The sequence below is a fragment of the Pseudomonas mandelii genome (genome assembly GCF_024138395.1).
Classification (GTDB): Bacteria; Pseudomonadota; Gammaproteobacteria; order Pseudomonadales; family Pseudomonadaceae; genus Aquipseudomonas; species Aquipseudomonas mandelii_E.
In genome coordinates this window covers 12,114-37,320 of the sequence record NZ_JAMYDU010000037.1, presented here as the reverse complement: position 1 = coordinate 37,320, position 25,207 = coordinate 12,114, and the positions used below count along the sequence as shown (strand labels likewise).

26 protein-coding genes are annotated in these 25,207 nt (G+C 57.9%); 8 read left to right on the top strand and 18 right to left on the bottom strand.

Annotated features, from left to right (window positions below):
* The first annotated feature begins 184 nt into the window (after positions 1-184).
* Entirely contained in the window at positions 185-1,288 is a 1,104-nt protein-coding gene (locus NHU87_RS27365; protein ID WP_253554516.1) for an NADH:flavin oxidoreductase, read from the top strand.
* 114 nt (positions 1,289-1,402) lie between these two features.
* On the opposite strand, the gene NHU87_RS27360 is transcribed toward NHU87_RS27365, so the two are convergent.
* On the bottom strand, positions 1,403-2,602 hold the full coding sequence (locus NHU87_RS27360) for a glycosyltransferase family 4 protein (RefSeq protein ID WP_253554513.1): 1,200 nt from the start codon (positions 2,600-2,602) through the stop codon (positions 1,403-1,405).
* A gap of 40 nt (positions 2,603-2,642) precedes the next feature.
* Complete coding sequence (cysZ, locus tag NHU87_RS27355; protein WP_253554510.1) at positions 2,643-3,398, bottom strand: sulfate transporter CysZ; 756 nt, start codon at positions 3,396-3,398, stop codon at positions 2,643-2,645.
* 316 nt (positions 3,399-3,714) lie between these two features.
* Between cysZ and trxB the strand changes: the two genes are divergently transcribed.
* Positions 3,715-4,671, top strand: coding sequence for a thioredoxin-disulfide reductase (gene trxB, locus NHU87_RS27350; RefSeq protein WP_253554508.1), 957 nt, complete (start codon positions 3,715-3,717; stop codon positions 4,669-4,671).
* A gap of 194 nt (positions 4,672-4,865) precedes the next feature.
* On the opposite strand, the gene NHU87_RS27345 is transcribed toward trxB, so the two are convergent.
* From NHU87_RS27345 to NHU87_RS27295, 11 genes are all read right to left on the bottom strand, one after another.
* The gene (locus NHU87_RS27345) at positions 4,866-6,149 is read right to left on the bottom strand and encodes an NAD(P)/FAD-dependent oxidoreductase (protein ID WP_253554506.1); all 1,284 of its coding nucleotides are present in this window, start codon (positions 6,147-6,149) and stop codon (positions 4,866-4,868) included.
* Between the two features lie 164 nt (positions 6,150-6,313).
* A complete protein-coding gene (locus tag NHU87_RS27340) occupies positions 6,314-7,147 on the bottom strand; it encodes a transporter substrate-binding domain-containing protein (protein WP_253554504.1) in 834 nt (277 codons plus the stop codon).
* A gap of 47 nt (positions 7,148-7,194) precedes the next feature.
* Positions 7,195-7,923 (bottom strand): amino acid ABC transporter ATP-binding protein, encoded by a 729-nt coding sequence (locus NHU87_RS27335; protein ID WP_253554526.1) that lies wholly within the window; start codon positions 7,921-7,923, stop codon positions 7,195-7,197.
* Between the two features lie 69 nt (positions 7,924-7,992).
* The gene (locus NHU87_RS27330; RefSeq protein ID WP_052965549.1) at positions 7,993-8,967 is read right to left on the bottom strand and encodes an amino acid ABC transporter permease; all 975 of its coding nucleotides are present in this window, start codon (positions 8,965-8,967) and stop codon (positions 7,993-7,995) included.
* A gap of 232 nt (positions 8,968-9,199) precedes the next feature.
* Positions 9,200-10,450 carry a 2-aminoadipate transaminase gene (locus NHU87_RS27325; protein WP_253554494.1) on the bottom strand — a complete coding sequence of 417 codons (1,251 nt, stop codon included), beginning with the start codon at positions 10,448-10,450 and terminating at the stop codon, positions 9,200-9,202.
* A gap of 194 nt (positions 10,451-10,644) precedes the next feature.
* Entirely contained in the window at positions 10,645-10,983 is a 339-nt protein-coding gene (locus NHU87_RS27320) for a HopJ type III effector protein (protein ID WP_253554491.1), read from the bottom strand.
* Complete coding sequence (locus tag NHU87_RS27315) at positions 10,976-11,272, bottom strand: DUF1244 domain-containing protein (RefSeq protein WP_253554488.1); 297 nt, start codon at positions 11,270-11,272, stop codon at positions 10,976-10,978. The genes NHU87_RS27320 and NHU87_RS27315 overlap by 8 nt, the downstream gene beginning before the upstream one ends.
* 68 nt (positions 11,273-11,340) lie before the next feature.
* A complete protein-coding gene (gene folX, locus NHU87_RS27310) occupies positions 11,341-11,712 on the bottom strand; it encodes a dihydroneopterin triphosphate 2'-epimerase (protein WP_030128633.1) in 372 nt (123 codons plus the stop codon).
* 2 nt (positions 11,713-11,714) lie between these two features.
* Complete coding sequence (folE, locus tag NHU87_RS27305; RefSeq protein WP_253554473.1) at positions 11,715-12,290, bottom strand: GTP cyclohydrolase I FolE; 576 nt, start codon at positions 12,288-12,290, stop codon at positions 11,715-11,717.
* A 22-nt stretch (positions 12,291-12,312) separates the two neighbouring features.
* Positions 12,313-13,023: a dihydromonapterin reductase gene (folM, locus tag NHU87_RS27300; RefSeq protein ID WP_253554470.1), complete on the bottom strand. Its 711-nt coding sequence runs from the start codon at positions 13,021-13,023 to the stop codon at positions 12,313-12,315.
* A gap of 174 nt (positions 13,024-13,197) precedes the next feature.
* On the bottom strand, positions 13,198-13,767 hold the full coding sequence (locus NHU87_RS27295; protein ID WP_253554468.1) for an antibiotic biosynthesis monooxygenase: 570 nt from the start codon (positions 13,765-13,767) through the stop codon (positions 13,198-13,200).
* A gap of 199 nt (positions 13,768-13,966) precedes the next feature.
* Between NHU87_RS27295 and NHU87_RS27290 the strand changes: the two genes are divergently transcribed.
* On the top strand, positions 13,967-14,926 hold the full coding sequence (locus tag NHU87_RS27290; RefSeq protein ID WP_253554464.1) for a MerR family transcriptional regulator: 960 nt from the start codon (positions 13,967-13,969) through the stop codon (positions 14,924-14,926).
* 3 nt (positions 14,927-14,929) lie between these two features.
* Here the strand turns inward: NHU87_RS27290 and NHU87_RS27285 are convergent, their stop codons facing one another.
* A complete protein-coding gene (locus NHU87_RS27285; RefSeq protein WP_253554455.1) occupies positions 14,930-15,535 on the bottom strand; it encodes a hypothetical protein in 606 nt (201 codons plus the stop codon).
* 54 nt (positions 15,536-15,589) lie between these two features.
* Positions 15,590-16,066 (bottom strand): PAS domain-containing protein, encoded by a 477-nt coding sequence (locus NHU87_RS27280; RefSeq protein WP_253554452.1) that lies wholly within the window; start codon positions 16,064-16,066, stop codon positions 15,590-15,592.
* A gap of 103 nt (positions 16,067-16,169) precedes the next feature.
* Here NHU87_RS27280 and NHU87_RS27275 point away from each other — a divergent pair, with 103 nt between their 5' ends.
* From NHU87_RS27275 to NHU87_RS27260, 4 genes are all read left to right on the top strand, one after another.
* A complete protein-coding gene (locus tag NHU87_RS27275; protein ID WP_253554449.1) occupies positions 16,170-16,625 on the top strand; it encodes a flavodoxin in 456 nt (151 codons plus the stop codon).
* 359 nt (positions 16,626-16,984) lie between these two features.
* The gene (locus NHU87_RS27270; protein WP_253554446.1) at positions 16,985-17,767 is read left to right on the top strand and encodes a class II aldolase/adducin family protein; all 783 of its coding nucleotides are present in this window, start codon (positions 16,985-16,987) and stop codon (positions 17,765-17,767) included.
* A complete protein-coding gene (locus NHU87_RS27265; protein ID WP_253554444.1) occupies positions 17,768-18,670 on the top strand; it encodes an alpha/beta fold hydrolase in 903 nt (300 codons plus the stop codon).
* A gap of 110 nt (positions 18,671-18,780) precedes the next feature.
* Positions 18,781-19,692, top strand: a complete 912-nt coding sequence (locus tag NHU87_RS27260) for an SDR family oxidoreductase (RefSeq protein ID WP_253554442.1) — start codon at positions 18,781-18,783, stop codon at positions 19,690-19,692.
* 49 nt (positions 19,693-19,741) lie between these two features.
* Here the strand turns inward: NHU87_RS27260 and NHU87_RS27255 are convergent, their stop codons facing one another.
* The 3 genes from NHU87_RS27255 to NHU87_RS27245 all read right to left on the bottom strand — a co-directional run bounded on the left by NHU87_RS27255 (position 19,742) and on the right by NHU87_RS27245 (position 22,367).
* Positions 19,742-20,002: a hypothetical protein gene (locus tag NHU87_RS27255; protein WP_253554440.1), complete on the bottom strand. Its 261-nt coding sequence runs from the start codon at positions 20,000-20,002 to the stop codon at positions 19,742-19,744.
* Positions 20,003-20,091: 89 nt separating this feature from the next.
* Positions 20,092-20,349: an immunity protein gene (locus tag NHU87_RS27250; protein WP_253554436.1), complete on the bottom strand. Its 258-nt coding sequence runs from the start codon at positions 20,347-20,349 to the stop codon at positions 20,092-20,094.
* A complete protein-coding gene (locus tag NHU87_RS27245) occupies positions 20,346-22,367 on the bottom strand; it encodes an S-type pyocin domain-containing protein (protein WP_253554433.1) in 2,022 nt (673 codons plus the stop codon). The genes NHU87_RS27250 and NHU87_RS27245 overlap by 4 nt, the downstream gene beginning before the upstream one ends.
* 1,031 nt (positions 22,368-23,398) lie before the next feature.
* Here NHU87_RS27245 and NHU87_RS27240 point away from each other — a divergent pair.
* Positions 23,399-25,192, top strand: coding sequence for a DUF1302 domain-containing protein (locus NHU87_RS27240; protein ID WP_253554429.1), 1,794 nt, complete (start codon positions 23,399-23,401; stop codon positions 25,190-25,192).
* The last annotated feature ends 15 nt before the right edge of the window (positions 25,193-25,207 follow it).

The following is a 25,207-nucleotide window of genomic DNA, read 5'->3' as shown; positions in this document are numbered from 1 at the left end:
GCCCGCGAAGGCGTCATGTCAGTCGACATTATTGCTGACTGACATGACGCCTTCGCGGGCAAGCCTCGCTCCTACAAATTTTCCTATCTTTTAGACCTTAATCACCGCAATCAATAGTGCTGTTCAAGCCTTGCGACTCTCCATATTATCGCCGTCATAAAGTCTATGTCCCGTGGAGCGTCCCATGCCTGTCAAAGCCCTGTTCAAGCCTTTTCACCTAGGCGCTCTCGAGTTGCCGACCCGCGTCGTCATGGCGCCGATGACCCGCTCGTTTTCGCCGGGCGGCGTGCCCAATTCCAAAGTGATCGAGTACTACCGTCGTCGAGCCGCTGCCGGGGTTGGGCTGATCATTACCGAAGGCACCACCGTCGGTCACAAGGCCTCCAATGGCTACCCGAACGTGCCGCACTTCTACGGCGAAGCGGCATTGGCCGGCTGGAAGAAAGTCGTCGATGCGGTGCATGCCGAGGGCGGCAAGATCGTTCCGCAACTGTGGCATGTGGGCAGCGTGCGCCGCATCGGCACCGAGCCGGACGCCAGCGTGCCGGGGTACGGTCCATCGGAAAAATTGAAGGACGGTCAGGTCGTGGTTCACGGCATGACCCAACAGGATATTCAGGACGTGATTGCCGCATTCGCCCAGGCCGCCAAGGATGCACAGAGCATCGGCATGGACGGCGTGGAAATCCACGGTGCCCACGGTTATCTGGTGGACCAGTTTTTCTGGGAAGGCAGCAATCAGCGCGCTGACGAATACGGTGGCAGCCTGGCCAATCGCTCGCGTTTCGCCATCGAATTGATTCAGGCGGTGCGTGCAGCGGTCGGTGAGGGTTTCCCGATCATCTTCCGTTTCTCCCAATGGAAGCAGCAGGACTACACCGCGCGTTTGGTGCAAACCCCGCAAGCCTTGGGCGAATTCCTCAAGCCATTGTCCGACGCCGGCGTGGATATTTTCCACTGTTCGACGCGGCGTTTCTGGGAGCCGGAATTCGATGGTTCCGAACTCAACCTGGCAGGCTGGACCCGCAAGCTCACCGGCAAGCCAACCATCACCGTCGGCAGCGTCGGCCTGGACGGCGAGTTCCTGCAGTTCATGGTCAACACCGACAAGATCGCCCAACCGGCCAGCCTGGAAAAACTGCTGGAGCGTTTGAACAACGATGAGTTCGATCTGGTGGCCGTGGGTCGTGCGTTGCTGGTGGACCCGGACTGGGCGCAGAAAGTGCGCGACGGTCGTGAGGAAGACATCCTGCCGTTCAGCCGTGAGGCGTTGATGACGCTGGTTTAAGCGGCATCCGGGCGGGCCTCTTCGCGGGCAAGCCTCGCTCCTACAGAATTTGTGTCGGTCACAATATTGCGAGCGACGCTAACCTGTAGGAGCGAGGCTTGCCCGCGAAGCTTTTCAAGGCAAGGTCTGGGCATTGGGAACCACCTGCTCCCCAACACAAGCCCCGCGCAACTGCCCCTCGAACTGCTCGATAATCGCCGCCCACCCCTGACGACTCGCATGCTGGCGCGCATTAAGCCGCACGCAGCGCAAGGTTTCGCGCTCCTCCAGCAGCCAGCGTGCCGCATCGCAGAACGCCTCTTCATCCCCGGGCATGGCCAGTACGCCGTTGTAGCCATGGCGAATATGCTGGGCCGCCGCGGCCTGATCGTACGCCACCACCCCCAGCCCCGAGGCCAATGCCTCAAGTACCACATTGCCGAAGGTTTCGGTCAGGCTTGGAAACAGAAACACATCCCCCGACGCATAGTGACTGGCCAAGGCTTCGCCGCGTTGTGAGCCGCAGAAAATCGCCTCGGGCAATTCCTTTTCCAGCATTGAACGTTGCGGACCGTCACCGACCACAATCAATTTCATCTTTCGCTGTGGATAACTCATTTTCAGCGTGTCGAAACTGCGCTTGAGCAAGCCAAGATTCTTCTCCTGAGCCAGGCGTCCTACGTGGATGAAGGCAATATCATCCTCGGCCAGTCCCCATTGCTCACGTAGCGGCTTCAGCCGTTTGGCCGGATGAAACAATTGGCTGTCGACGCCTCGAGAGAGCAGCGCCAGGCGCTCGAAACTGCGGCGTTCCAGTTCCAGTCGCTGGCTGGCGCTGGGCACCAAGGTCAGGGTTGAACGATTGTGAAACCAGCGCAGGTAGTGAGTCAGCAAGCGCGTCAGCAGCCCGAGGCCGTACTGGCTGGAGTACTGCTGAAAATTGGTATGAAAGCCGCTGACCACCGAAATTCCCAAACGCCGTGCCGCGCGCAACGCGGACAACCCCAGCGGTCCTTCGGTGGCGATGTACAACACATCCGGACGATGCCGTTTCCAGCGCCGCAGCAACTTGTGCATCGACGACTGACCCCATTGCAGGCCGGGATAACCCGGCAGCGGCCAGCCTCGACACAACAGCAACTCATCGTTGCTGCCCATGAGCGGGTCGCCACCCTGGCGTGGCCGCACCAACTCGACCTGATGCCCGCGCGCGCGCAAACCGTCGAACAAGCGACCAAGGGTATTGGCCACGCCGTTGATTTCCGGAGGGAAGGTTTCGGTGATCAGGGTGATATGCAGAGTTGTCGTCATGACCTCAGTGTCGGCTGAGGCCATGTCGTCATTGTGACGGTTGGATGATGGATTTGTGACGCGATTAACGGCGTTCTGCCACCAGATTCTCCGCGCCACGCTCACGCACCCAGAACAGCGTCGCCCCAGCCACGGCCGCCGGCATCATCAGAATGTTGACCACCGGAATCAGCAACACCAGATACACGCTGCCGCCGAAGCCGAGGCTCTGCCAGCGCTTCTGCCGCAGCCAGGCGAGCATTTCGTTCCAGCCGAGTTTGTGGTTATCCGCCGGGTAGTCGATGTACTGGATCGCCATCATCCACACCCCAAACAACAGCCACAGCGGCGCGGCGATGATGTTGACCACCGGGATGAACGACAGGATGAACAGCCCGATGGCCCTGGGTAGGAAGTAGCCAAGTTTGCGCATTTCCCGGGACAGGGTGCGCGGGATCATGGCGATCAGTTCGCCCCAACTGAAGGCCGGGAAGTCGTCGGTGCCGCGCACCACCACTTCGACTTTCTCCGCGAGGAAGCCATTGAACGGCGCGGCAATGATATTGGCGAGCATGGTGAAGGTGAAAAACACCATCAACACCACCAACACGACAAAAATCGGCCAGAGGACGTAGCTGAGGAAGCTCAGCCAATCGGGCAGGGACGGCATCAGCGTATCAACCCACAGACTGAACTGATGGCCGGCCAGATAGATCAATCCGACGAACAGCACCAGGTTGATCGCCAGCGGCAACAACACGAACAAGCGCAGGCTTGGGCTCAGGACCAGCTTGAGGCCCTCGCGCAGGTATTGCGGGCCAGACAGAACGGGGGCGGGCATAACGTGCTCCGGGCAAAGGGTAAACGCGCCGACCTTACCGGCTTTGCCTGACAGGTGAAAGCGCGGTAGCGGCATCGACATTAACTGTAACAAAGGCGTCTATATATTCACCTCGACGGGATAGAGACCGCCTATGAGCTGGATTGTTAAACCGTATTTCCTTAATCTTCGCCCCCTCGATACGCTGCACCCATTCTTTTTACAGGACTGTCGAGCCCAAGCCTTCCCCAAGTGCTTTCAACGGTCCTTTTTTATTCCCGCCGGCAATCCGGCGTTCCGCGCCCAGTTGTTCGGGCCCGGTCAACAGGAGCAGGTCATGTCTGAAGTTCGTCATTCGCGAGTGATTATTCTCGGTTCCGGCCCTGCCGGTTACAGCGCCGCGGTCTATGCCGCCCGTGCCAACCTCAAGCCACTGCTGATCACTGGCATGCAGGCTGGCGGTCAACTGACCACCACCACCGAAGTCGACAACTGGCCGGGCGACGTCCACGGCCTGACCGGCCCGGCGCTGATGGAGCGGATGAAAGAGCACGCCGAGCGCTTTGAAACCGAGATCGTGTTCGATCACATCAATGCCGTGGACTTCGCCGCCAAGCCATACACACTGATTGGCGACAGCGCGACTTACACCTGCGACGCACTGATCATCGCTACCGGCGCCAGCGCCCGTTACCTGGGCCTGCCATCGGAAGAAGCGTTCATGGGCAAAGGCGTCTCGGCCTGCGCGACCTGCGATGGTTTCTTCTATCGCAACAAGCCAGTGGCTGTGGTCGGTGGCGGTAATACGGCTGTGGAAGAAGCCCTGTACCTGGCCAACATCGCCAGCACCGTCACCTTGATCCACCGTCGCGAAACGTTCCGCGCCGAGAAGATCCTGATCGACAAGCTGAATGCACGGGTTGCCGAAGGCAAGATCGTCCTGAAGCTGAACTCGAACCTGGACGAAGTGCTGGGCGACAACATGGGCGTGACCGGTGCTCGCCTGAAGAACAACGACGGCAGCTTCGACGAGCTGAAAGTCGACGGCGTGTTCATCGCCATCGGCCACACTCCGAACACTTCGTTGTTCGAAGGCCAGCTGACGTTGAAAGACGGCTACCTGGTTGTGCAGGGCGGCCGTGACGGCAACGCCACTGCGACCAACCTCGAAGGCATCTTCGCCGCCGGTGACGTGGCTGACCACGTTTACCGTCAAGCCATCACCTCGGCCGGCGCCGGTTGCATGGCGGCACTGGACGCCGAGCGCTACCTCGACGATCTGCAGAACGCTTGATGCTGATTCTGTAGAAAGCAAAAAACCGGCTTCGGCCGGTTTTTTTCTGCCCACGGTTTAGAGGCCGATCGAAAAACCTGTGGGAGCGTGGCTTGCCCGCGATAGCAATTTATCATTCAACATTGACGTCGATTGATACACCGCTATCGCAGGCAAGCCAGCTCCCACAGATTTTTGTCCGAAGTCGATTGCGATCAACCGCGAAACCGTTCCTGAACAAAATCCATCACCTTCAATGACTGATAAATCGCATTGGCCGCAACTCGCCCGAACGGCCCACCGTTCCAGTCCAGCAAGTACGGCTTGAACAACTGATACCGCGCACTTTCCCCGCACACGGCTTCGGCAATGACCCTACCGCCAATCGAGCCGGTATTCAGGCCATGGCCGCCAAACGAAGTACAGGCCCAGACGCCCGCTTCCAACAGCCCCAGATTAGGCATTTTGTTGGTGGAGTACCCCATCAGGCCCGACCAGGCCAGCTCGATTTTTACCGGCGCCAGTTGTGGATACACAGAGACCATGTCCGCCTTGAGCATGGCCGCCAAGGCTTTTTCGTTCTGTTCGTTGCGGGTGGTGATGCGTCCGCCCCAGAGCAGACGGTCGCCTTCGACCACGCGATAGTAGTCCGAGGCGCGGCGGTCGTCGGAGAAGGCGGCACCGGAGTCGAGGACGTTTTTGATCGAGTCGCCCAGATGTTCGATCAACACCACGTAGGTCGCGATGGGCAGGTAGGCGCGGCTGAGTTTCTGCAATTCGGGGCCACCGTAACCGCCGGCGCAGAACACCAGGTCCTGGCAGCGCACGGAGCCGTGAGCAGTCTGGACAATTTTATCGCTGCCCTCGCGATGCCAGGCCAGCATTTTTGAGTGTTCGAAAATCTGCCCTCCAGCCGCTTCGATGGCGAGGGCCAGGCCCAGGCAATAATTCAGCGGATGAAAGTGCAAGGCATTCGGATCCTCGATGCCCTGGAAATAGCGCAGGGTGTGGGCCCGTTCGCGAACCTGGGTGGTGTCGAGGTAGTTGAGTTCATAGCCGAAGTCACGACGCATGGTGTCGATGTGGTTTTTCACGCCAGCGCTGTCGTCGTAACGCTTGACTCGAATCGTGCCGGCGGATGGATCGCAGCCGCCCAGAGCCAGTTCGGCGATGTTGTGGCGCACTATTTCCACGCCTTCGACGGACATTTGAAACAGCCCCTTGGCCTGTTCCAGCCCAAGTTTTTTGCGAATCGCCCCCGACCCTTCAGCCCAGCCCGGCGAGACCACGCCGCCATTGCGGCCCGATGCGCCCCAAGCGACTTGATGGGATTCGAGGATGACCACACGTTTACCGCGCCGGGTCAGTTCCAGGGCGGTGGTAAGGCCCGCGATCCCGGCGCCGATGATGCAGACGTCGCAGGTTTGGTAGGTGTTCAGTTCGGACCTGGCCGCGCGGGGCAGCGAGGTTTGGGAATACCAGGTGGTGGGGAAGGACATGACTAGTTACCGGTCAATGAAGCAAACGTCTGGCTTTTGTGGGAGCGAGCCTGCTCCGGGCGGTGATCCGACGATGGCGGTCTAACATTCAACATTGATACTGGATGTTATGGCCTCATCGCGAGCAGGCTCGCTCCCACAGGTGGGCGGTGTGATCGAAGCGGTTACTTAACCGTCGAGTAGTCCACGCCGTACCACTTGGTCGACAGCTTGGTCAGCGTGCCGTCCTTGTGCATCGCGCCGATGATTTCACTGAGTTTGGCTTTCAACTCCGGGTCACCCTTGTCGGTGGCGACGGCCAGTGGTTCGTAGAACACCACGCCGTCATCGATGGCTCGCAGCGGGTAATTTTTCTTGATGGCAGATTCCAGCGTGCTGCGCTGAGTGAGGATGCCGTCGAGACGAACGCCATCGCCCAGGCGCAGGTCATCCAGCGGCCCGAGGGAACCGGCATAGGTTTTCATCTTTGTGGTCTGTACGTCGTAGGCCACGGGCGGCATGTCCGACGCTTCGATGGCCAGCGCCTGGTTCAGGTAATCCTCGGAAGTGGTGCCGCCTTCGACACCGATCGTCTTGCCATTGAGGGCTTTGTGGTCGGTGAGTGTGGATTTGTTGTGAACCGCAAACACGTAGGGCACGTAGTAATAGGTCGCGGGAAAGTCGAGGATCCGTGCGCGACTTTTGGTGGCGGTCATCGAGCCCACGGACATGTCCCAGCGGCCGTTCCACTTGCCTGCGGTGATCACGTCCCAGTCGGGGGTGATGAACTTGACCGCGACGCCGAGACGCTTGGCGATCTCCTTGGAAACGTCGATGTCGAACCCGTCGATTTCATTCTTGTCGTTGATAAAACCCTGCGGTGGCCAGGTTGCCGAAGTGGCGACAGTCATGGTTTTGCTGCTTTGGATTTTGTCCAGTACGGCTCCGGCGTTGGCGGCGCCGACGAACAACAGCGACATGGCGGCTGCGAGGGTAAGTGCGTGTTTTTTACTGAGCATGTTCATCTCCACTTCTCGTTATTGTTATGCGGGGGTAAAAGCAGTTCTCAGTGACCGATGATTTGCGACAGGAATTGCTGCGCGCGTTCGGTCTGCGGGTTGTTGAAAAATTCGGCAGGGGTGGCCTGTTCGATGACTTGGCCCTGGTCCATGAACAGCACGCGGTCGGCGACCTTGCTGGCAAAACCCATTTCGTGGGTCACGCAAATCATGGTCATGCCGTCGGTGGCCAACTCGCCCATCACATCCAGCACTTCGTGGACCATTTCCGGGTCCAGTGCCGAGGTCGGCTCATCGAACAGCATGACTTTGGGGTTCATGCACAGCGCTCGCGCAATCGCCACTCGCTGCTGCTGACCGCCAGACAATTGCGACGGGTACTTGTGCGCATGCTCGGCAATTCGCACTCGCTCCAGATAGACCTGAGCACGCTTTTTCGCCTCGGCGGACGACACGCCTTGCACCAGTTGCGGGGCCAGGGTCAGGTTGTCCATCACGCTCAAGTGCGGGAACAGATTGAAACTCTGGAACACCATGCCGATCTCCCGGCGAACGGCGCTGACACTGTCTGCCTCACTGGTGAGGGTGATGCCGTTGACTTGAATCTGGCCCTTCTGAAAATTCTCCAGATGGTTGATACAACGAATCATCGTTGACTTGCCCGAGCCCGACGGCCCGCACACCACCAGAATTTCGCCCGTGGCGACGTTCAGGTCGACATCGCGCAAGGCGTGAAAATTGCCGTACCACTTGTTCAGGCCGGTGATAGAAATCATCGAGGGGCTGGTCTTCACAGCAGGTGCCAGGTCGAGTTGCTCAGCGGTATTGGTTCGAGTCATCACGCATCAACCCCTTGCAATGGATCGGTTGACCCGTTTTTCGATTCGCGCCTGTACCCGTTCGAGGATGAACGACAGGGCCCAATAGATCATCGCGGCGGTGATCAGCATTTCCAGGTGGCGGAAATCCGCGCGGCCCTGGGTCTTGGCCAGGTACATCAGTTCCCAGACGCCGATCACCGACACCAGCGAACTGTCTTTGAGCATGGCGATGAACTGGTTGCCGGTGGGCGGAATAATCACCCGCAAGGCTTGCGGCATGATCACCCGGCTCAGGGTCTTGAACGGGTTGATGCCCAGCGCCCGTGAAGCTTCCCACTGGCCCACCGGAATACTCTGAATGCCTGCACGGAAAATCTCCGTCATGTAGGCGCCGTAGCACAGCGACAACGCCAGGATGCCGGCCGGCACCGCGTCGACCACATAGCCAAGTTGCGGCAGCCCAAGGTAAATCAGGTAGATCTGGATCAGCAGCGGCACGCCGCGGAAGAACGAGGTGTAGAACGAGGCGATCGCGTTGGCCAAGCCATTGTTCGACAGCTTGGCCACGGCACCGATCAACGCCAGCACGAAGGCAATCACAATCGCGATGGCAGAGATGTACAGCGTGGTGGCAGCGCCCTGGATGATCAGGAAACCGATCTTGTCGAAGATGAAGCTGTAGGAAAGGTCGAAGGTGTCGAAGAACGCCAGGAACAGGATCAACAATTCGATCCAGACCACGGTGGTCTGCACCTTGAACTTCAAGCGCCCGAGGACGTGGAAGTTCAGCGTGCCCAGTGCGGCAATCGCCAGACCGATGGCGATATTGCGAGCGGTCAGGCCATCTGGAGCATTGCCCAACAACGGATGCAGGAAATGACTGAGGGCGCTGTTACCCAGGTTCATCAGGTAGGAGCCGAGGAACAGGACTACGGCTACGCCAAGCAGGAATTGAGGATCATTGGACTTTTTCTTATAAATTATATTGTCGTGATACATGATTGCCTCAGGGCTTGTAGGTGGTGAGATCTCGCTTGATGAAAGGGGGGCATTGGTTAATCCGAACTGCTTTTCGTAGGAGCCAGGCTTGCCGGCGAAGGCGGATTTGGGGACGCCTTCGCCGGCAAGCCTGGCTCCTACAGCACGGGTGTTTGGTCAGTATTGCGGCGCAAAATCGGGGACTACAAGCGAACATAATTCACTACGTCAGTCCCGGATCGCAGTTTGCTGTTCAGGAAAGCTTTGCCAGGCACGCCTCAAGAATATCCAGCCCTTCCTCCAGCACGGCGGCCTCAGTGGTCAATGGCGCCAGCAGCCGGATGATGTGGCGCGACTTGCCGCTGGGCATCAGCAGCAAGCCCGAATCGCGCGCGAGGGCGAGCAGCTGTGTCAGTTGCGCCGAGGCCGGTGTGCCGTCGGCATTGTTCAGCTCGATGCCGCGCATTGCACCGACGCCGGTCAAGCGGCCCAGATACGGTGACAATTCGCGGGCTCGCCAGGATTCGTAGCGGCTGACAATCGCCTCTTCCTGTTGCATGCCCCAAGCGTGCAGATGCGCGTCAGTCATTTCGTCCAAAGTCGCCAACGCGGCGGCGCAGGCGATGGGGTTGCCCGAATAGGTGCCGCCCAATCCGCCCTTGGGCAAGTTATCGAGTAGCGACTTGCGCCCGACAACTGCACCCAGCGGCACGCCGCCGGCAATGCTTTTGCCGAGCAGGATCAGGTCCGGCTCAATGCCCAGTCGCGAGAACGCAAACCGCTGGCCGGTACGGCCGAAGCCGGACTGGATTTCGTCGGCGATCAGCAGGATGCCTTTCTCGTCACAGAAATGCCGCAGGGCCTGGGCAAACTCCACATCCATCGCCAGGAAGCCCGCTTCGCCCTGCACCGGTTCGACGATAAAACAGGCTACGTCATCCACGTCGATCTCGACGCTGAACAGTCGATCCATCGCCTTCAGAGCCTCGGCGCAGGTCACATCATTATCTTTGCTGGGGAAGGGCAGGTGATACACGGGACCTGGCAGTGCGCCGACTTTCTGTTTGTAGGGCGCGACTTTGCCGTTGAGGTTGAGGGTGGCAAGTGTGCGACCGTGGAACGCGCCGTCGAAGGCGATGACTGCCGTGCGACCAATGGCGCCACGGACGATTTTCAGGGCGTTTTCCGCCGCTTCGGCACCGCTGTTGGTGAGCATGCCGCTGACCGGGTAATCCACCGGGATAAACGCCGTCAGGCGATCCATCAGTTCGAGGTAAGGCACATGCGGTGCGGCGTTGAACGCGTAGTGGGTCAGCCGGGAGGCCTGTTCGCAAATGGCCTGGACGATGCGCGGATGGCAATGGCCGAGGTTCAGCACGCCGATACCACCGACAAAATCGATGTAGCGTTTGCCATCGGTGTCCCAGACCTCGGCGTTTTTGCCGTGGCTGAGCGTAACGGGATGAACGATGTTGATTGACCGACTGATGGTTTCGCTGCTCATGGATGACCGACTCTGAAGAAGGGATGCTTCTTTTTATCTAAGCCGCGAGCAGAGGTGCCCGGCAAACGAAATAAAGTTGCCGGGTCAATATTAAAAGTCGGGATGTGCCGCTAATACCTGTAGGAGCACGGCTTGCCGGCGATGGAGTTCTTGAGATCGCCTTCGCCGGCAAGCCGTGCTCCTACAAAAAGCTTTTAGCGGCGGGCCAGAGGTTGTTGGGTGAATTTCACACCCGCCAACCCATGTGCAATCAGCGCGCGGATATTGCAATGGTCGCTGCCTTCGGGCGTGGCCGCCACCGAGCGGTAATGTTCGCCAAACGCCAACAGCGCTTCTTCATCACTCAAACCTTCCAGCAGCGCCAGACCCAGGGTTTTGCACGAACCTTCGTTCTGCCCGGCGGCGTTTTCCACACCGCCGTTATTGAACGCCTGGGGCTGATAGTCGTAACCGGCGGCAATGAACGCCAAGGTATCGGCGAAAGCGTGTTCGCCGCTCTTGAGGCTGGCGCGCAGGGTGTTCAAATCACTCATTGGGTTTTCCTTTGGCGAACGCCGATTGCTGGTCGGCGCTGGCTTCTTTCTGGTATTGGGCTTTCCACTCGGCGTACGGCATGCCGTAAACCACTTCGCGGGCTTCATCGAGGCTGACGTCGATCTGGCGTTCGTCGGCAGCGGCCTTGTACCACTTGGACAGGCAGTTGCGGCAGAAACCCGAGAGGTTCATCAGGTCGATGTTCTGCACGTCCTTGCGGCTATCCAGGTGGGTAACCAGCCGGCGAAAGGCGGCGGCTTCAAGTTCCAGGCGTTGTTGATCGTTCATGATGGGCTCTGTGCAATCAAATCGTGGCGCGGATGATAAAAGCCTGGCGACCGATGCGCCAGACGCGGTCAGCGGCTCGCGGCCAGGGTAATCGAAACCGACTCGGCGAAGCGCAAGGCGTGGGGCTTGTCGACTTCGACTTCGGCGTACAGCACCGACTGGTTGACCATGATCAGATCCAGCAATTCCTGGGTCAGGCGTTCGAGCAGGGCGAAGCGATTGCCCTCCACGTGGGCAATGATCGCCTTGGTGATGGTGCGGTAATTCAACGCGTGATCGATATCGTTGTCACGCACCGCATCCTGGGCGGCGTACAGAATGGTCAGATTGATCAGCACATCCTGCTTGTTGAGGATTTCGTCCTCGTTGATCCCGATGAAAGTTCGCAAACACAGGTCCTTGACCCGGATGCGTGCCATTCCTGGTTGAAGTTGTGGCATTGCTACTTGCTCCGTCCAATCAATTGCAGGAACTCCTGGCGGGTGTTGCTCGACTCGCGGAAGGCGCCGAGCATGACCGAGGTGTTCATGGTCGAATTCTGTTTTTCGACGCCGCGCATCATCATGCACATATGCTGGGCTTCGATGACTACCGCGACACCGGCGGCGTCGGTCACTTGCCGCACGGCGTCGGCGATTTGCCGGGTGAGGTTTTCCTGGATTTGCAGGCGGCGGGCAAACATATCCACAAGCCGCGCGATCTTCGACAGACCCAGCACTTTGCCCGTTGGAATATAAGCCACATGAGCCTTGCCGATGAAGGGCAGCATGTGATGTTCACAGAGCGAGTACAGCTCAATGTTGTCGACGATGATCATTTCATCATTGTCGGAGGCAAACAGCGCGCCGTTGACGATTTCTTCGACACTTTGTTCGTAACCATGACACAGGTATTGCATTGCCTTGGCGGCGCGCATCGGAGTGTCTTGCAGTCCTTCGCGGTCGGGGTTTTCACCGAGGCCGATCAGGATCTCGCGATAGCTCTCTGACAAGGAGTTGTGTGGCGGGAATAACGTCATGGGAGATCCTCGCGGGAGCGGCTTATTTGACGTGCCGTCCGCCGTTGACGGTCAGGGTCGTGCCGGTGACATAAGGGTTGTCGAGCAAATAGCGCAGGCTCTGGTAGATCACTTCGCTGCCGGGCTCGATGCCCAGTGCCGATTTGGCCAGAACCCTGGCGCGGTACGCCGCGTCGTCGTCGGGATTGAACAGTAGCAAAGCCGGGGCGATACCGTTGACCTTGATGCCGGGCGCATATTTCGCGGCAAAGGACAGGGTCAGGCTGTCGAGCCCGGCTTTGCTGGCGCAGTAGCCGATGTGCTTGCTGCTGCCCCTGCGAGTCACGTCATCGCTAATGTGCACGATGTCGGCGGGACTTGAACGCCGTAGCAAATCGGCACAGTGCAGGTTGATCAGGTAGGGCGCCAGCATGTGCACGTTGAACATGCGGGTGAAGGCCGCGGCTTCGGTGCCCGGGGTTTCTGCCTGCCATTCGGAGGCGTTATGGACAATCGCCCGCAAACTGTCGGTGCGGTTTTTCAGCTCGCCGATGAACGCAAGGATACCGGCCTCGCTGGAAAAATCCGCAAACACCGCGCTCGCCCCCAGATCGCGCAGGGTTTGCACACCAGGCCGTTCGCTGCGATAACTGAAAATGACTGGATGGCCGTCTTCGAGCAAACGCTGCGCACAGTGCAGGCCGACACGCTGGCCGGCACCGGTGATGAGGATTGGGGCTGCGGAAGAGGTCATGAACGGCTCGCATCGCGGTAAGAGCAAAACTATACCAGCGACGGGAGTTGTTCACCTATGTCCTGCGATCGCGTCGCTTTTGTAGGAGCGAGGCTTGCCCGCGAAGAACGATGACGCGGTTTGACAGATAGACCGAGGCGCCTTCTTCGCGGGCAAGCCTCGCTCCTACAGGGGTTATTGATTTTGGGTGGTGGGTTCGGCGGGCAACGGACGCGCCGATGGGGTGTGCAGCCACCCGGCCAGCAGACGAGTTGATAGCGGAATGAAGAAATACACCATCAATGGCGTCAGGCACAGGGTGCTGACAAACACGCGGGTCAGCAAACCCGTTTCAGCCAGTAGCGGCCCCAATGCAAGGTTGAACAGCACGGACACCGGGAAGAACGCCAACCAGATGGCCACAGCCTGTTTCCAGCGTGGCGGACGTTGACCAACCGCACCGAACCAGCCGTCGATGCCACTGACCCGATGTTCTAGAGGGTTGGCAAACAGATCACTGCCGCGTCCCAGCCAGGCCGTGCGCGACGCGGAATGCTCCCAGGCGTGCATTGTGGGCTCGTCGGCGAAGCGGAAGATGATCTGGAATTCGTCATCGTCGGGCGGCGGAGCGAGCACGCCAGAGCCCAGGTAACCGGGGAAGTCGGTGGCCAGTTGTTCGCCTTCGCGCAACCAGGCCATGAGGTCTTGATAACGCCCATCGGCAACGCGGCGCGCAACCATCAGCGTGACGGGTGAGGTAGACATTATGTATCTCCATATTACAAATGCATCCGCTCCGGATAGGAGCTTCGCTGAGCACAGCACTGGGATAGGTGGGCTGCGTCCGGGAACAAGCAAGGATTATACCTGGGACATCAGTGCCAAAACCTTCAACAACGTGTTGAATACTACGGGTGCAACAACGTTAGAATGGATCCAATTTTACACATGGACATAATTCCTAATGCCTGTGCTGACCGACCTTGCACCTGGCTTGCCCTCCACTACCTCCCTGATTCGAGAAGAACTGTTCCCGATTCGTGAAGTATCGCGCCTGACAGGGGTCAACCCGGTCACGCTACGCGCATGGGAGCGGCGTTATGGTTTGATACAACCTACTCGCACCGAAAGTGGGCACCGTTTGTATTCAATGACAGATGTCGAACGCGTTCGCAGCATCGTTGGCTGGATCGAGCGCGGTGTCGCGGTCAGCAAGGTCAGCAAGATATTGGCCAAGACCGAACCGCTCAAAGTATTGGCGCAGATCATCCCCCATGATCTCGTTCAGGTCGACTACGACCAATGGCAGCAGCAGGTCCAGACCGCGGTGAGTGCTTTTGACGAAGTTCAACTGGAGCACGTCTACGGTCAGATTTTCTCCAGTTACCCGCTGACCGTGGTGTTTCAGGACATTCTGATTCCGGTCTGGAAGTTATTGCCACAACGCCATGAAGCGTTCGGTCAGACCAGCGAGTGGCTTTTTCTGGATGGTTTTCTACGTGCTCGAGTGTTGCAACGCTTGCTGCTAGTGCGAGTCATGCAACCTCGACGAGTGATTGTCTGCGCCTTGGCCGACCAATGTCGTGAACTCGAAGTACTGCTCACGGCGCTATATCTGAGCAGTGTCGATTCGGCTATTCAGTTATTGGCGATCGGTCAGCCCTTCGACGAGTTGATTCTGATCTGTGAGAGGATCAAGCCCAAGGCATTGGTGCTGGTTTCCAGTCACGCACCGGCCGGCGAATTGCCTCGACGTTTGAAGCGCTTGGCCATGAGCCTGGATTGTCAGGTGTTGCTGGCCGGGGATGCATCAGACCTGGCACAGGAGAGCCTGGCCGGATCATCAATTGGTTGTCTGGGGAACGAGGGAGTGTTAATGCGCCAGCGTCTGAAGCAGTTCCTCGCGGGAAACCTGGATACCTGAGATTCAGATATGCAGTGAAGGATGAGTCAGACGATGCTGCTGAAGGATGTACTGACGCAGACGTTCGGTTTCGTCCTTGTCGCTCTGACTCAACTCATAAGCGTAGAAACCCTGTTCGGTTTCACGCTCGAAGGTGCCGCGCAATGCAATCCGCTCATAACCTGACGGGCTGAACCACAACGCGAAATGCTTTGGCGCCTTGGTCTTGTTGCGAACCTCCAGCAATACCCCTTTGAACGATATTTCGTGCACCCACATCGTGCCGGGTTGGCCCTTGGCATTTTCCAGTGCCACTGGCTCTTCGAGCGTCAGACGCCATGGCCGAACCATCGGCCCGTCTTCATAGATGCTGGGGACGCCGAGGCGTAGATGCATTGCGTGAAATTCATCTTCCACCAGGTGCAGCGGGAAGGTTATTTGCTGATTTTCGAAATTGGCCTGGATGGTGACTTGCTCATGAGCCGCCAGGCGGGTGAGCAAGTCACGAATCTGCGAACCACCGTTGACGAGCAGACTCGACGTCGCATCCCGCACATTGAGTTGCGGGTTGTGTTGCATGTTCTGGATAAAATCCAGCTCATCCTGCGTCAGGAGTGCGTCGCGTTGCATGATTTGCTCGAAAGGAATAATTACAAAGTCATCGGTGATTGTAGTAAATGACCACTAATTCGCAGATTGGTTTGAGCCGTTCGTCGTTTTGAGTGCGGCAAGTTCAGCCTGCGCTTCGGCCAATTGTGCTTCCAGTTGCACGACTCGCTGCTGCGCCTTGACCTGAACCGTGACGTCTTTCTGCACTCCGACGAAATACGTCTGTCCGTCGTGCGGGTTTTTTACCGTGGAAAGCGACAATTCGTTCCAGAACGGGGTGCCATCCTTGCGGTAATTCCTGAGGATTTCCCGGCAGGAGCCGCCACTGCCCAACGCTTGGCGAATCAATGCGATGGCTGCCTGATCCCGGTCTCCTGCCTGCAAAAAACGGCAATCCTGATAGAGGATTTCTTCGCTGGTATAACCGGTCAGGCGTTCGAACGCCGGGTTTACGTAAATCAGGATGTTGTCCTGTTCGCCTTCCTTTTCGGCAATCACGATGCCGTCATTGGAGGCGTCGATCACCATTTGCAGCAATGGGGCGTTGATCATCGCAGGCTCCTTTGCATATTGATTGATACATTGCATTCTAAAAGATCAATGAGGGCGGTGCTGTTAATATCTCGTACTTTTATTTAGATTCAGGATCAGATTGATGAAAGTCGCCATCCTTTCCGGCTCGGTGTACGGCACGGCTGAAGAAGTCGCTCGCCACGCTGCAAGCATTTTGAACGCCGCCGGTTTTGAAACCTGGCACAACCCGCGCGCGACTCTCGCTGATGTTCAGGCCTTTGGCCCCGAAGCGTTTTTGGCGGTGACCTCGACCACTGGTATGGGCGAGTTGCCGGACAATCTGCAGCCGTTGTATTTCGCCATCCGCGATCAGTTGCCGGCAGCCTGGCGTGGTTTGCCGGGGGCGGTGATCGGTTTGGGCGACTCGAGTTATGGCGATACGTTCTGTGGCGGCGGTGAGCAAATGCGTGAATTGTTCGGCGAACTGGGCGTACGTGAAGTCCTGCCGATGCTGCGCCTGGACGCCAGCGAAACCGTGACGCCGGAAACCGACGCCGAGCCTTGGCTGGCTCAGCTCGTCAGCGTTTTGCGGGGCTGACCGGCCACTCGCAATTAAGCAATTTCAACCGAGCCGCACTCTATGTAGCAGCTGCCGAGCCTGCGAGGCTGCGTTCGGCTGCGCAGCAGTCGTAAAATCAGAACGGCGGTGTCCCAGGCCAACCGCATCTGCCGCACTCACGACTGCTTCGCAGGCTCGGCAGCTGCTACGGCTTAACTGCTCCGGCCTTTATTGGCGGCAATGCTTTTGACATGGATCCAGACTCACCCGTGCACTGACTCGCTCGGTCATCAAGCTGGCTGCCAATGCAACTACCCGAAGTCCGAGGGCTGACTAGACTGCTGTAACACAGCAAAAAACAATAAAAACCCAGAAAAAATAAAAAAGGGAATTCTGCCGTGAGCGTAGCCCCCGTCCAATCGCCACCCAGCATCAAAGACAAGGTCAGTGCCGCCGAATGGCAGGCCCGCGTCGATCTGGCGGCCTGTTATCGTCTGGTCGCCCTGCATGGCTGGGATGACCTGATCTTCACGCATATTTCCGCCAAAGTGCCGGGCACTGAAGACTTCCTGATCAACCCGTTCGGGCTGATGTTCCATGAAATCACCGCGTCGAGCCTGGTCAAGGTCGATCAGGCAGGCAACAAGTTGATGGACAGCCCTTACGAGATCAACCCGGCGGGTTACACCATCCACAGCGCCGTGCATGAAGTCCGTCATGATGTCGTGTGTGTACTGCACACCCACACCGCGGCGGGGGTGGCGGTATCGGTGCAGAAGCAGGGCATCTTGCCGATCAGTCAGCAGTCCTTGTTCGTTCTGTCCAGTCTGGCTTATCACGCCTACGAAGGCGTTGCGCTGAACCACGAAGAGAAGGCGCGGTTGCAAGCTGACCTTGGTGAAAACAATTTTTTGATGTTGCACAACCATGGTCTGCTGACTTGTGGCGGCACCATCGCCGATACGTTCCTGATGATGTTCACCTTCCAGCGCGCCTGCGAGATTCAGGTGCTGGCCCAGAACGGTGGTGCAGAGCTCATCGCTATCGAACCGCAGATTCTGGCGGGTGCCAAGGCGATGATCGCCGGTGTTACCAAAAGTGCTCAAGGGATGGGTGGCGCGCTGGCCTGGCCGGCGCTGCTGCGCAAACTCGATCAACAAGACCCGGGTTATAAACTCTAAATGCGACTCGCCGAGATTCCTCTGTGTGTCTGGCGCAAACGTAGCCAGACGTTCGTATTTCGCAGTCAGACCATCCACTATTGGGCAGCGGGGCAGGGCGAGCCGCTGCTGCTGATCCATGGTTTTCCGACCGCCAGTTGGGACTGGCATTACCTGTGGCAACCGCTCGCGCAGCGCTATCGGGTGATTGCCTGCGACATGCTCGGTTTCGGCGATTCGGCCAAACCGGTGAACCATGGCTACAGCCTGTTGGAACAGGCGGATCTGCAACAGGCCTTGCTGACGCATCTGAATGTTGAACAACCCGTTCACGTGTTGGCACACGATTATGGCGACAGCGTGGCTCAGGAATTGTTGGCCCGGCACTATGAAGCGCGCGCTGATATCGCCAGTTGCGTGTTCCTCAATGGCGGACTGTTTCCCGAAACCCATCGTCCGGTGTTGATGCAAAAACTCCTGCTCAGCCCCTTGGGCTGGATGATCGGGCGAGCCTTTTCCCGTGACGCTCTGGTGAAGAGTTTCAAGCAGATTTTCGGCCCACAGACCCGACCCACGGAAAGTGAACTGGATGATTTCTGGAGCCTGGTCGACAGTAATCACGGGCAACGGATCATGCACAAATTGATCAGTTATATTCCGCAGCGACGTGTTCAGCGTGAACGTTGGGTCAGCGCCATGCAGCGTGGTGAGGTGCCGTTGCGGGTCATCGATGGCGAGGTCGATCCGGTTTCCGGCACGCACATGGTGGCACGCTATCGGCAACTGATTCCCGACCCGGACACGGTCCTGCTACCTGAGATCGGCCATTACCCGCAGATCGAAGCGCCGGTGCAGGTGCTCAAGCACTATCTGGAGTTTCGCGACCGGCTGGTTTTACCTCCGCGCAAGTTGGCGTGTTCCTGACTATCCCGCTGCCTTATTGCGCACCATTCAGCTTCCTCCGAGTTTATTGTGACCAGCCGCCTTGTGCCTGACACTGGGACTCATTGTCCCTTGGCCTGCTGGAATTCCCCATGAATGAGTCTGTGCGCTTCGAAGATAAAGTGGTGATCGTCACTGGTGCGGGCGGCGGTCTGGGTCGGGCGCACGCGCTGCTGTTCGCGAAAAAGGGCGCCAAAGTGCTGGTCAATGATCTCGGCGGCTCGACTCAAGGTGACGGCGCCAATGCTTCGGCAGCGGACCGTGTGGTAACGGAAATTCGCGAAGCGGGCGGCACCGCCGAGGCCAACCACGATTCCGTCACCGATGGGGACAAAATCGTCCAGCACGCCCTCGACACGTTTGGCCGTGTCGATATCGTGGTGAACAACGCCGGCATTCTGCGGGACAAGAGCTTCCATAAAATGGACGACAGCGACTGGGACCTGGTTTACCGCGTTCACGTCGAGGGCGCCTATAAGGTCACCCGCGCTGCCTGGCCACACATGCGCGAGCAAAACTATGGCCGCGTGATCTTCACCGCGTCGACTTCGGGCATCTATGGCAACTTCGGTCAGTCCAACTACGGCATGGCCAAACTCGGCCTCTATGGCCTGACCCGCACACTGGCCATCGAAGGTCGCAAGAACAACATCCTGGTCAATGCCATCGCCCCGACCGGCGGCACTCGCATGACCGAAGGCCTGATCCCGCCACAAATGTTTGAGCAACTCAAACCGGAACTGGTCAGCCCGCTGGTGGTGTACCTCGCCAGCGAACAATGCCAGGAAACTTCGGGGTTATTCGAAGTGGGTGGCGGCTGGATGGGCAAAGTGCGCTGGGAGCGCAGCCTGGGCGCCGGGTTTGATCCGCGCGTGGGGTTTTCGCCGGAAGATGTGGCGGCGCATTGGCAGCAGATTTGTGATTTTGAGGGGGCGGTGCATCCGAAGGACAATATTGAAGCGTTGAAGGAAATGATGGGGAATTTGCAGAAGTATTTGGTTTAAGGGCAGTGGTCCACCAAGCCATAGGATTTGGCTTGGTGACTCCTAGATTTCAAACGTATCTTTTTTCTATGACGAACTGGGGCGCTTTCCAGTTCGGGCCTTTGATTGCCAACCCCTTCTCGCCTTTAGCCAGCACACCCGCTGCGAAGAGTCGCGTGTACGAGCTTTCAAGCTCTCCATATTTGTCGAGAACTTCACGGTTATAGCGTCTGATCATCATGTCCAGATGCGGGTTTGGTTTGAGCAGTGCAAAAACCGTGACGATATCGTCCAGGGATTCATTTTTTACAATTTGCTCAATGGTGTTCATTGCCACATCTCCTTCAGAAGTCTTTGTTAGTAGTGCTCGACTTAAGTGGAGCAGGCCACCAAGCTGAGGCTTGGTGGCCGAATTACTTGTTAAGAGTATTTATTTTCGGTCATGAACTTGGGGGCTTTCCAGTTCGGGCCTTTGATAGCGACTGGGCCTTCACCATTGGCCAGTACACCCTCCTCGAAAAGCCTTGCATAGGTTTTTAGCAACTCGCCACTTTCAATGGCTTCATATCGATAGCGTCCAAACATTCTGTCCAGAGATGGAATAGCGGAACCGAGTGCGAAAACAGTCAAGACATCTTCTACTGTTTCATTTTTAACTATTTGCTCGACGATGCTCACTGTTTGCCTCCTTTCAAAAAGTTTTTGAAAAACACTTCATCTTGTCGATCCGCAGCCGTTATGGCGTCTTTTGTGTAGAGCAACGACTCATCATCATGAAGTTTGAAATCTTCCAGGGTTGCTGTGTGCGCGTTGTTCCAGATCGGCAAATCTTTGTCGGGCTTGAAATCATCGCTGAGCCCCAACGCTCGAAACCTCTCAAGCTCCCTCATCTCATGAGTGTAGTAGCGCAGATCCGTGTCAGTGAGCTGCGAATATCCGTTAAGGATTTTCTCAAGGCGTTGCATCATCATGTCATTGGCATCGGATTGATCGAGCCGTGCGATGTGTAATTTCACTGCATCAATTCCGGTTTGGGTGATAACCGCCGTGCGCCAGTCCAGATCCAGTATCGGTCCACCCGCCAGCTCCGGATTGAAAAGGCGCCCACTGTATTTACCTTTGACGGAAGCCCCTTGATAGGGACTGCTGATAACGACATACAGCGGCTCAATACCCGAATCATCCGGAAAGACGATGATGAACCTGTCCCAACCCTCCACCAGTATGGGATGCAGATCCAGACGACCTTCGAGCGGCACGATCGGGGCTCCGGAATACACGGCAGTATCAGCTTGAACAATCGGCCGTTCGGTCGAGCTGTTACCCGGCGTGACGGCGGGTGTCCAGGTCAGGGTGTTGGTTGGCGAGTCAGGCAGGCTGAGCCGATAAACGTTGTTCTGTGCGTCGAAGGTTGCGTGCCTCACCGGAACGCTAGAGCGAATGTCGAACCCGTCGGCCGTGATGACAAACACCTCTGCGCCTGAGCCGATGGGTCTGTAGCCAATCCCGACCGGCAGATCCAGTGTTCCTTGTCGGTCCGCGATCGCTCGCAGTGACTGTGCGCTTTCTGGCGTCAGTTCCGCGAGCGGTACGCTCATGGAAAAGCGCTCGCCATTTCCCAGGCGCGAAGGCGTCAGTAGAGTGGCGAAACCGATCAGTACAGAACCCAATGTCGCGGCGCCTGCCGCAGTTACCACCTGCAATGCTGAACGCAGAGTGCTGAGTATCGCGGCCGATGTTTCGGGAGCGAGGATGACGGCGGTCGAGGCGAAGGAAAATACCGTGCTGGAAGAGGCTGTCGCTCCCAGAGCGGGATATACGCGCAGGGCTGCCAAAACCGCCTGCTGTTTTTCGTACTCCTGCCGTTCAGTTTCAACACGAAGCAATTCTGCCTGGCGCTGAGCCTCGGCCAGTGCTTCCAGCTGTGCTTGTTCGGCAGCCACTTGTCGCGCGGCGGCTTCGGCGACAACGAGTGCTTGTTCAGTAGCCAGTCGTTGGGCCTCAGCCAGCACCGCAAGACGTGCCTGCTCTCGAGCAAAGGCCTCAGCTTGCTCGTTGATCCGTGCCAGCTCGGCGGCGATCCGTCGGGCTTCCTGCTCCGCTGCGATTCGCGCCTGATCTTCGGCTTGCACAGCAGCCAGCCAGTTGAGCACGTTGACCTGTTGCTGATTGAGAAGCTGGATAGCTTGGCTCAGAAGCCTCGCTTCATGAGCTGCCCGGTAGGATTGACTCCACAACTCCCGCGTTCCGGCTGACCGGTCCGTTCGCCGGATAGCCGAGGCCTGATTCAGAAAGTCATTGAATTTTTTGCCAAGCGGATTACTTCCATAAAAGCGGTTGGTGATGGCGGTCTGTCTGTGAAGTTCTGCAGTCTTGCGTTGAATCAGCGTGTTTCTAACACCCAGTTCGCGAACCAGTGCCGCCGCCGACGGTAGAGGATGCGTTGGGCCTTCCAGCCGTGTCGCGGCCAGTTCGGCCTCAATTGATTGTGATAATAATGTGGACTTTGCGCCGAACTCTTGTTCAAGGGCGATCTGAGTGTTGTACATTATTTCGCGGGTTTTATGGTTGGCCCCTGCCGGCCCGAACATACCGCTAAATGAATAGCCCTGCGTGCTGTCCTTAAAGGGGTCCCAGTTGTCTGGGGCCTCTGCAGTAATATGTGTTGCATCAAGAATCAATGGCGGTTTCTGCATATTCAATTCCTTTGAATTTGCTGTTCAGGGTTTTTATGTGGTCAATGGATAGGTTTCGAAAGATGTTCCGGCTTGTCGCAGTAGAGAGTGCTCGTCCATTGATGGATAAGTTATTGCTTTACGTTACAGTGGAATTGAAAGTTATGGGTCCGAGAAACGCGTAGGGAACCACTCGCGTAATCGAGAGAAGTTTCCTTCGCTGAATAAATAATTAGAAATGTCTTTATCTTGAGGAGGATGTTTCTTACCTGCTACAGCGAAATATCTTGTAGGAACACTTGTATGAAGCCTGATTGCCAGACAAATCGATCACCCATAAAAAAGGCCGCTGCAAACGCAGCGGCCAAAGTAAGACGTTGGATCAAGGAGCAACAAATCAACGTCAGTGAACAGGGGCGATGAGTCGAAAAAATACATTTCAAATCATCTGGATTCTGTCGCCAACGGGGTGGGTCTATCCTCCCGTCGCTTTATGCTTTCAGGCCGTTTGCCGTGAAAGCCCGGCAAGAATAAGGGCTTGAGCGCAAAGGAAAAATAGCGATTCCAGACATGCACTGTTGCAGTCTCAGCAACAGTCTCTGGTTGCCCCCTGTAGCAGCTGCCGAAGGCTGCGTTCACTGGTAGCAGCTGTCGAGCTTGCGAGGCTGCGTTCGGCTGCGCAGCAGTCGCAAAATCAGGTACCGCCTTTCATCAGGTATACCGCGGACTCAGGGTTTACGACTGCTTCGCAGCCGAACGCAGCCTCGCAAGCTCGACAGCTGCTACCAGCGAACGCAGCCTCGCAAGCTCGACAGCTGCTACCAGCGAACGCAGCCTCGCGAGCTCGGCAGCTGCTACACGTCTTGCTTCACCCTGTTCCCATGCGCTGCGCTGATAATCCTTCATCCAGCCCATCCATACCCCGCGCAAACCCCCGTCCCATGCGGGCATTCATCCTTTGGAGGTACAACGCGAATACCTCCTTGGTGCGCTTATCGCTCCCGGCGTGCGGAAGTAGGGTGGGGTCTTCTGTCACTCACCGGGGAAGACGCATGACAAAAACAACAATGCGCGCCATCTTCAAACCGCACGCGCTGGCCGCTGCGGTGGCCTTGGGCTGCTGTGCCCAGGCGCAGGCTGTTTCATTCAACATCGGCGAAATCGAGGGGCAGTTCGATTCCTCGTTGTCGGTCGGCGCGAGCTGGGGCATGCGTGATGCCGACAAGTCGCTGGTGGGCACCGTCAATGGCGGTACCGGCCAGTCTTCGACCGGTGACGACGGACGCCTGAACTTCAAGAAAGGCGAGACTTTCTCCAAGATCTTCAAAGGTATCCACGACCTCGAATTGAAGTACGGCGACACGGGGGTGTTCGTCCGTGGCAAGTACTGGTACGACTTCGAGCTGAAGGACGAAGATCGCGAGTTCAAGCAGATCAGCGACAGCGGTCGCAAAGAGGGTGCCAAGTCTTCGGGCGCACAGATTCTCGATGCGTTCGTCTATCACAACTATTCCATTGCCGATCTGCCGGGCACCGTGCGCGCCGGCAAGCAGGTGGTCAGCTGGGGTGAAAGTACCTTCATCGGCAACTCGATCAACAGCATCAACCCGGTCGATGTTTCCGCATTCCGTCGTCCTGGCGCCGAGATCAAGGAAGGCCTGATTCCGGTGAACATGCTGTTCGCCTCCCAAGGCCTGACCGATCAGCTCACGGTGGAAGGTTTCTACCAACTGGAGTGGGATCAGACCGTTCTCGACAACTGCGGCACCTTCTTTGGCGTCGACGTGGCGGCGGACGGCTGCAACAACGGTTACACCGTCGGCAGCCCGGCGATTGCGCCATTGGCGCCGCTGGCGGCAGCCTTTGGCCAACCTATCCAGGTTACCCGAGAGGGGGTGATCGTGCCCCGCGGCGGTGACCGCGATGCCCGGGATTCGGGGCAGTGGGGCACGGCGTTGCGCTGGCTCGGTGACGACACCGAATACGGCCTCTACTTCATGAACTACCACAGTCGCACACCGACCGTCGGCACTACCACCGCCGGGCTGTCGACGCTGGCCAGCCTGCCGGGCATGGTCAGCACCGCCAACCGTCTGGCCCCGGGCAGCGGCTCGGGCCTGGCGCAAAGTGTGATGCTCGGGCGCGGCCAGTATTACCTTGAGTACCCGGAAGACATTCGTCTGTACGGGGCGAGCTTCTCCACCACCTTGCCCACCGGCACTGCCTGGACCGGCGAAATCAGCTACCGGCCCAACGCTCCAGTGCAGGTCAACACCAACGACCTGACCCTGGCGCTGGTTAACCCGATCGCCGGTGGCGCCGCATCGCCTGTCGCGACCCGGCCAGGTGCCGACAACACCGGTTACCGCCGCAAGGAAGTGACCCAGGTTCAAAGCACCCTGACGCACTTCTTCGATCAAGTGCTGGGCGCCCAACGGCTGACCCTGGTCGGTGAAGCCGCGGTGGTACGGGTCGGTGGTCTGGAGTCGCGGAGCGAGCTGCGTTATGGCCGCGATTCGGTCTACGGCCAGTACGGTTTCGGTGGCGATACCGACGGCTTCGTCACTTCCACCTCCTGGGGCTACCGCGCCCGGGCGATCCTCGATTACGCCAACGTAATCGGCGGGATCAACCTCAAACCCAACCTGTCCTGGTCCCATGACGTCGCCGGCTACGGTCCCAACGGGCTGTTCAACGAAGGCGCCAAGGCGGTCAGCGTCGGTGTCGATGCCGATTACCGCAACACCTATACCGCGAGCCTCAGTTACACCGACTTCTTTGGCGGTGACTACAACGTCCTCGAAGACCGTGACTTCCTGGCGCTGAGCTTCGGTGTGAACTTCTGATCTGGCTGAGAAGGA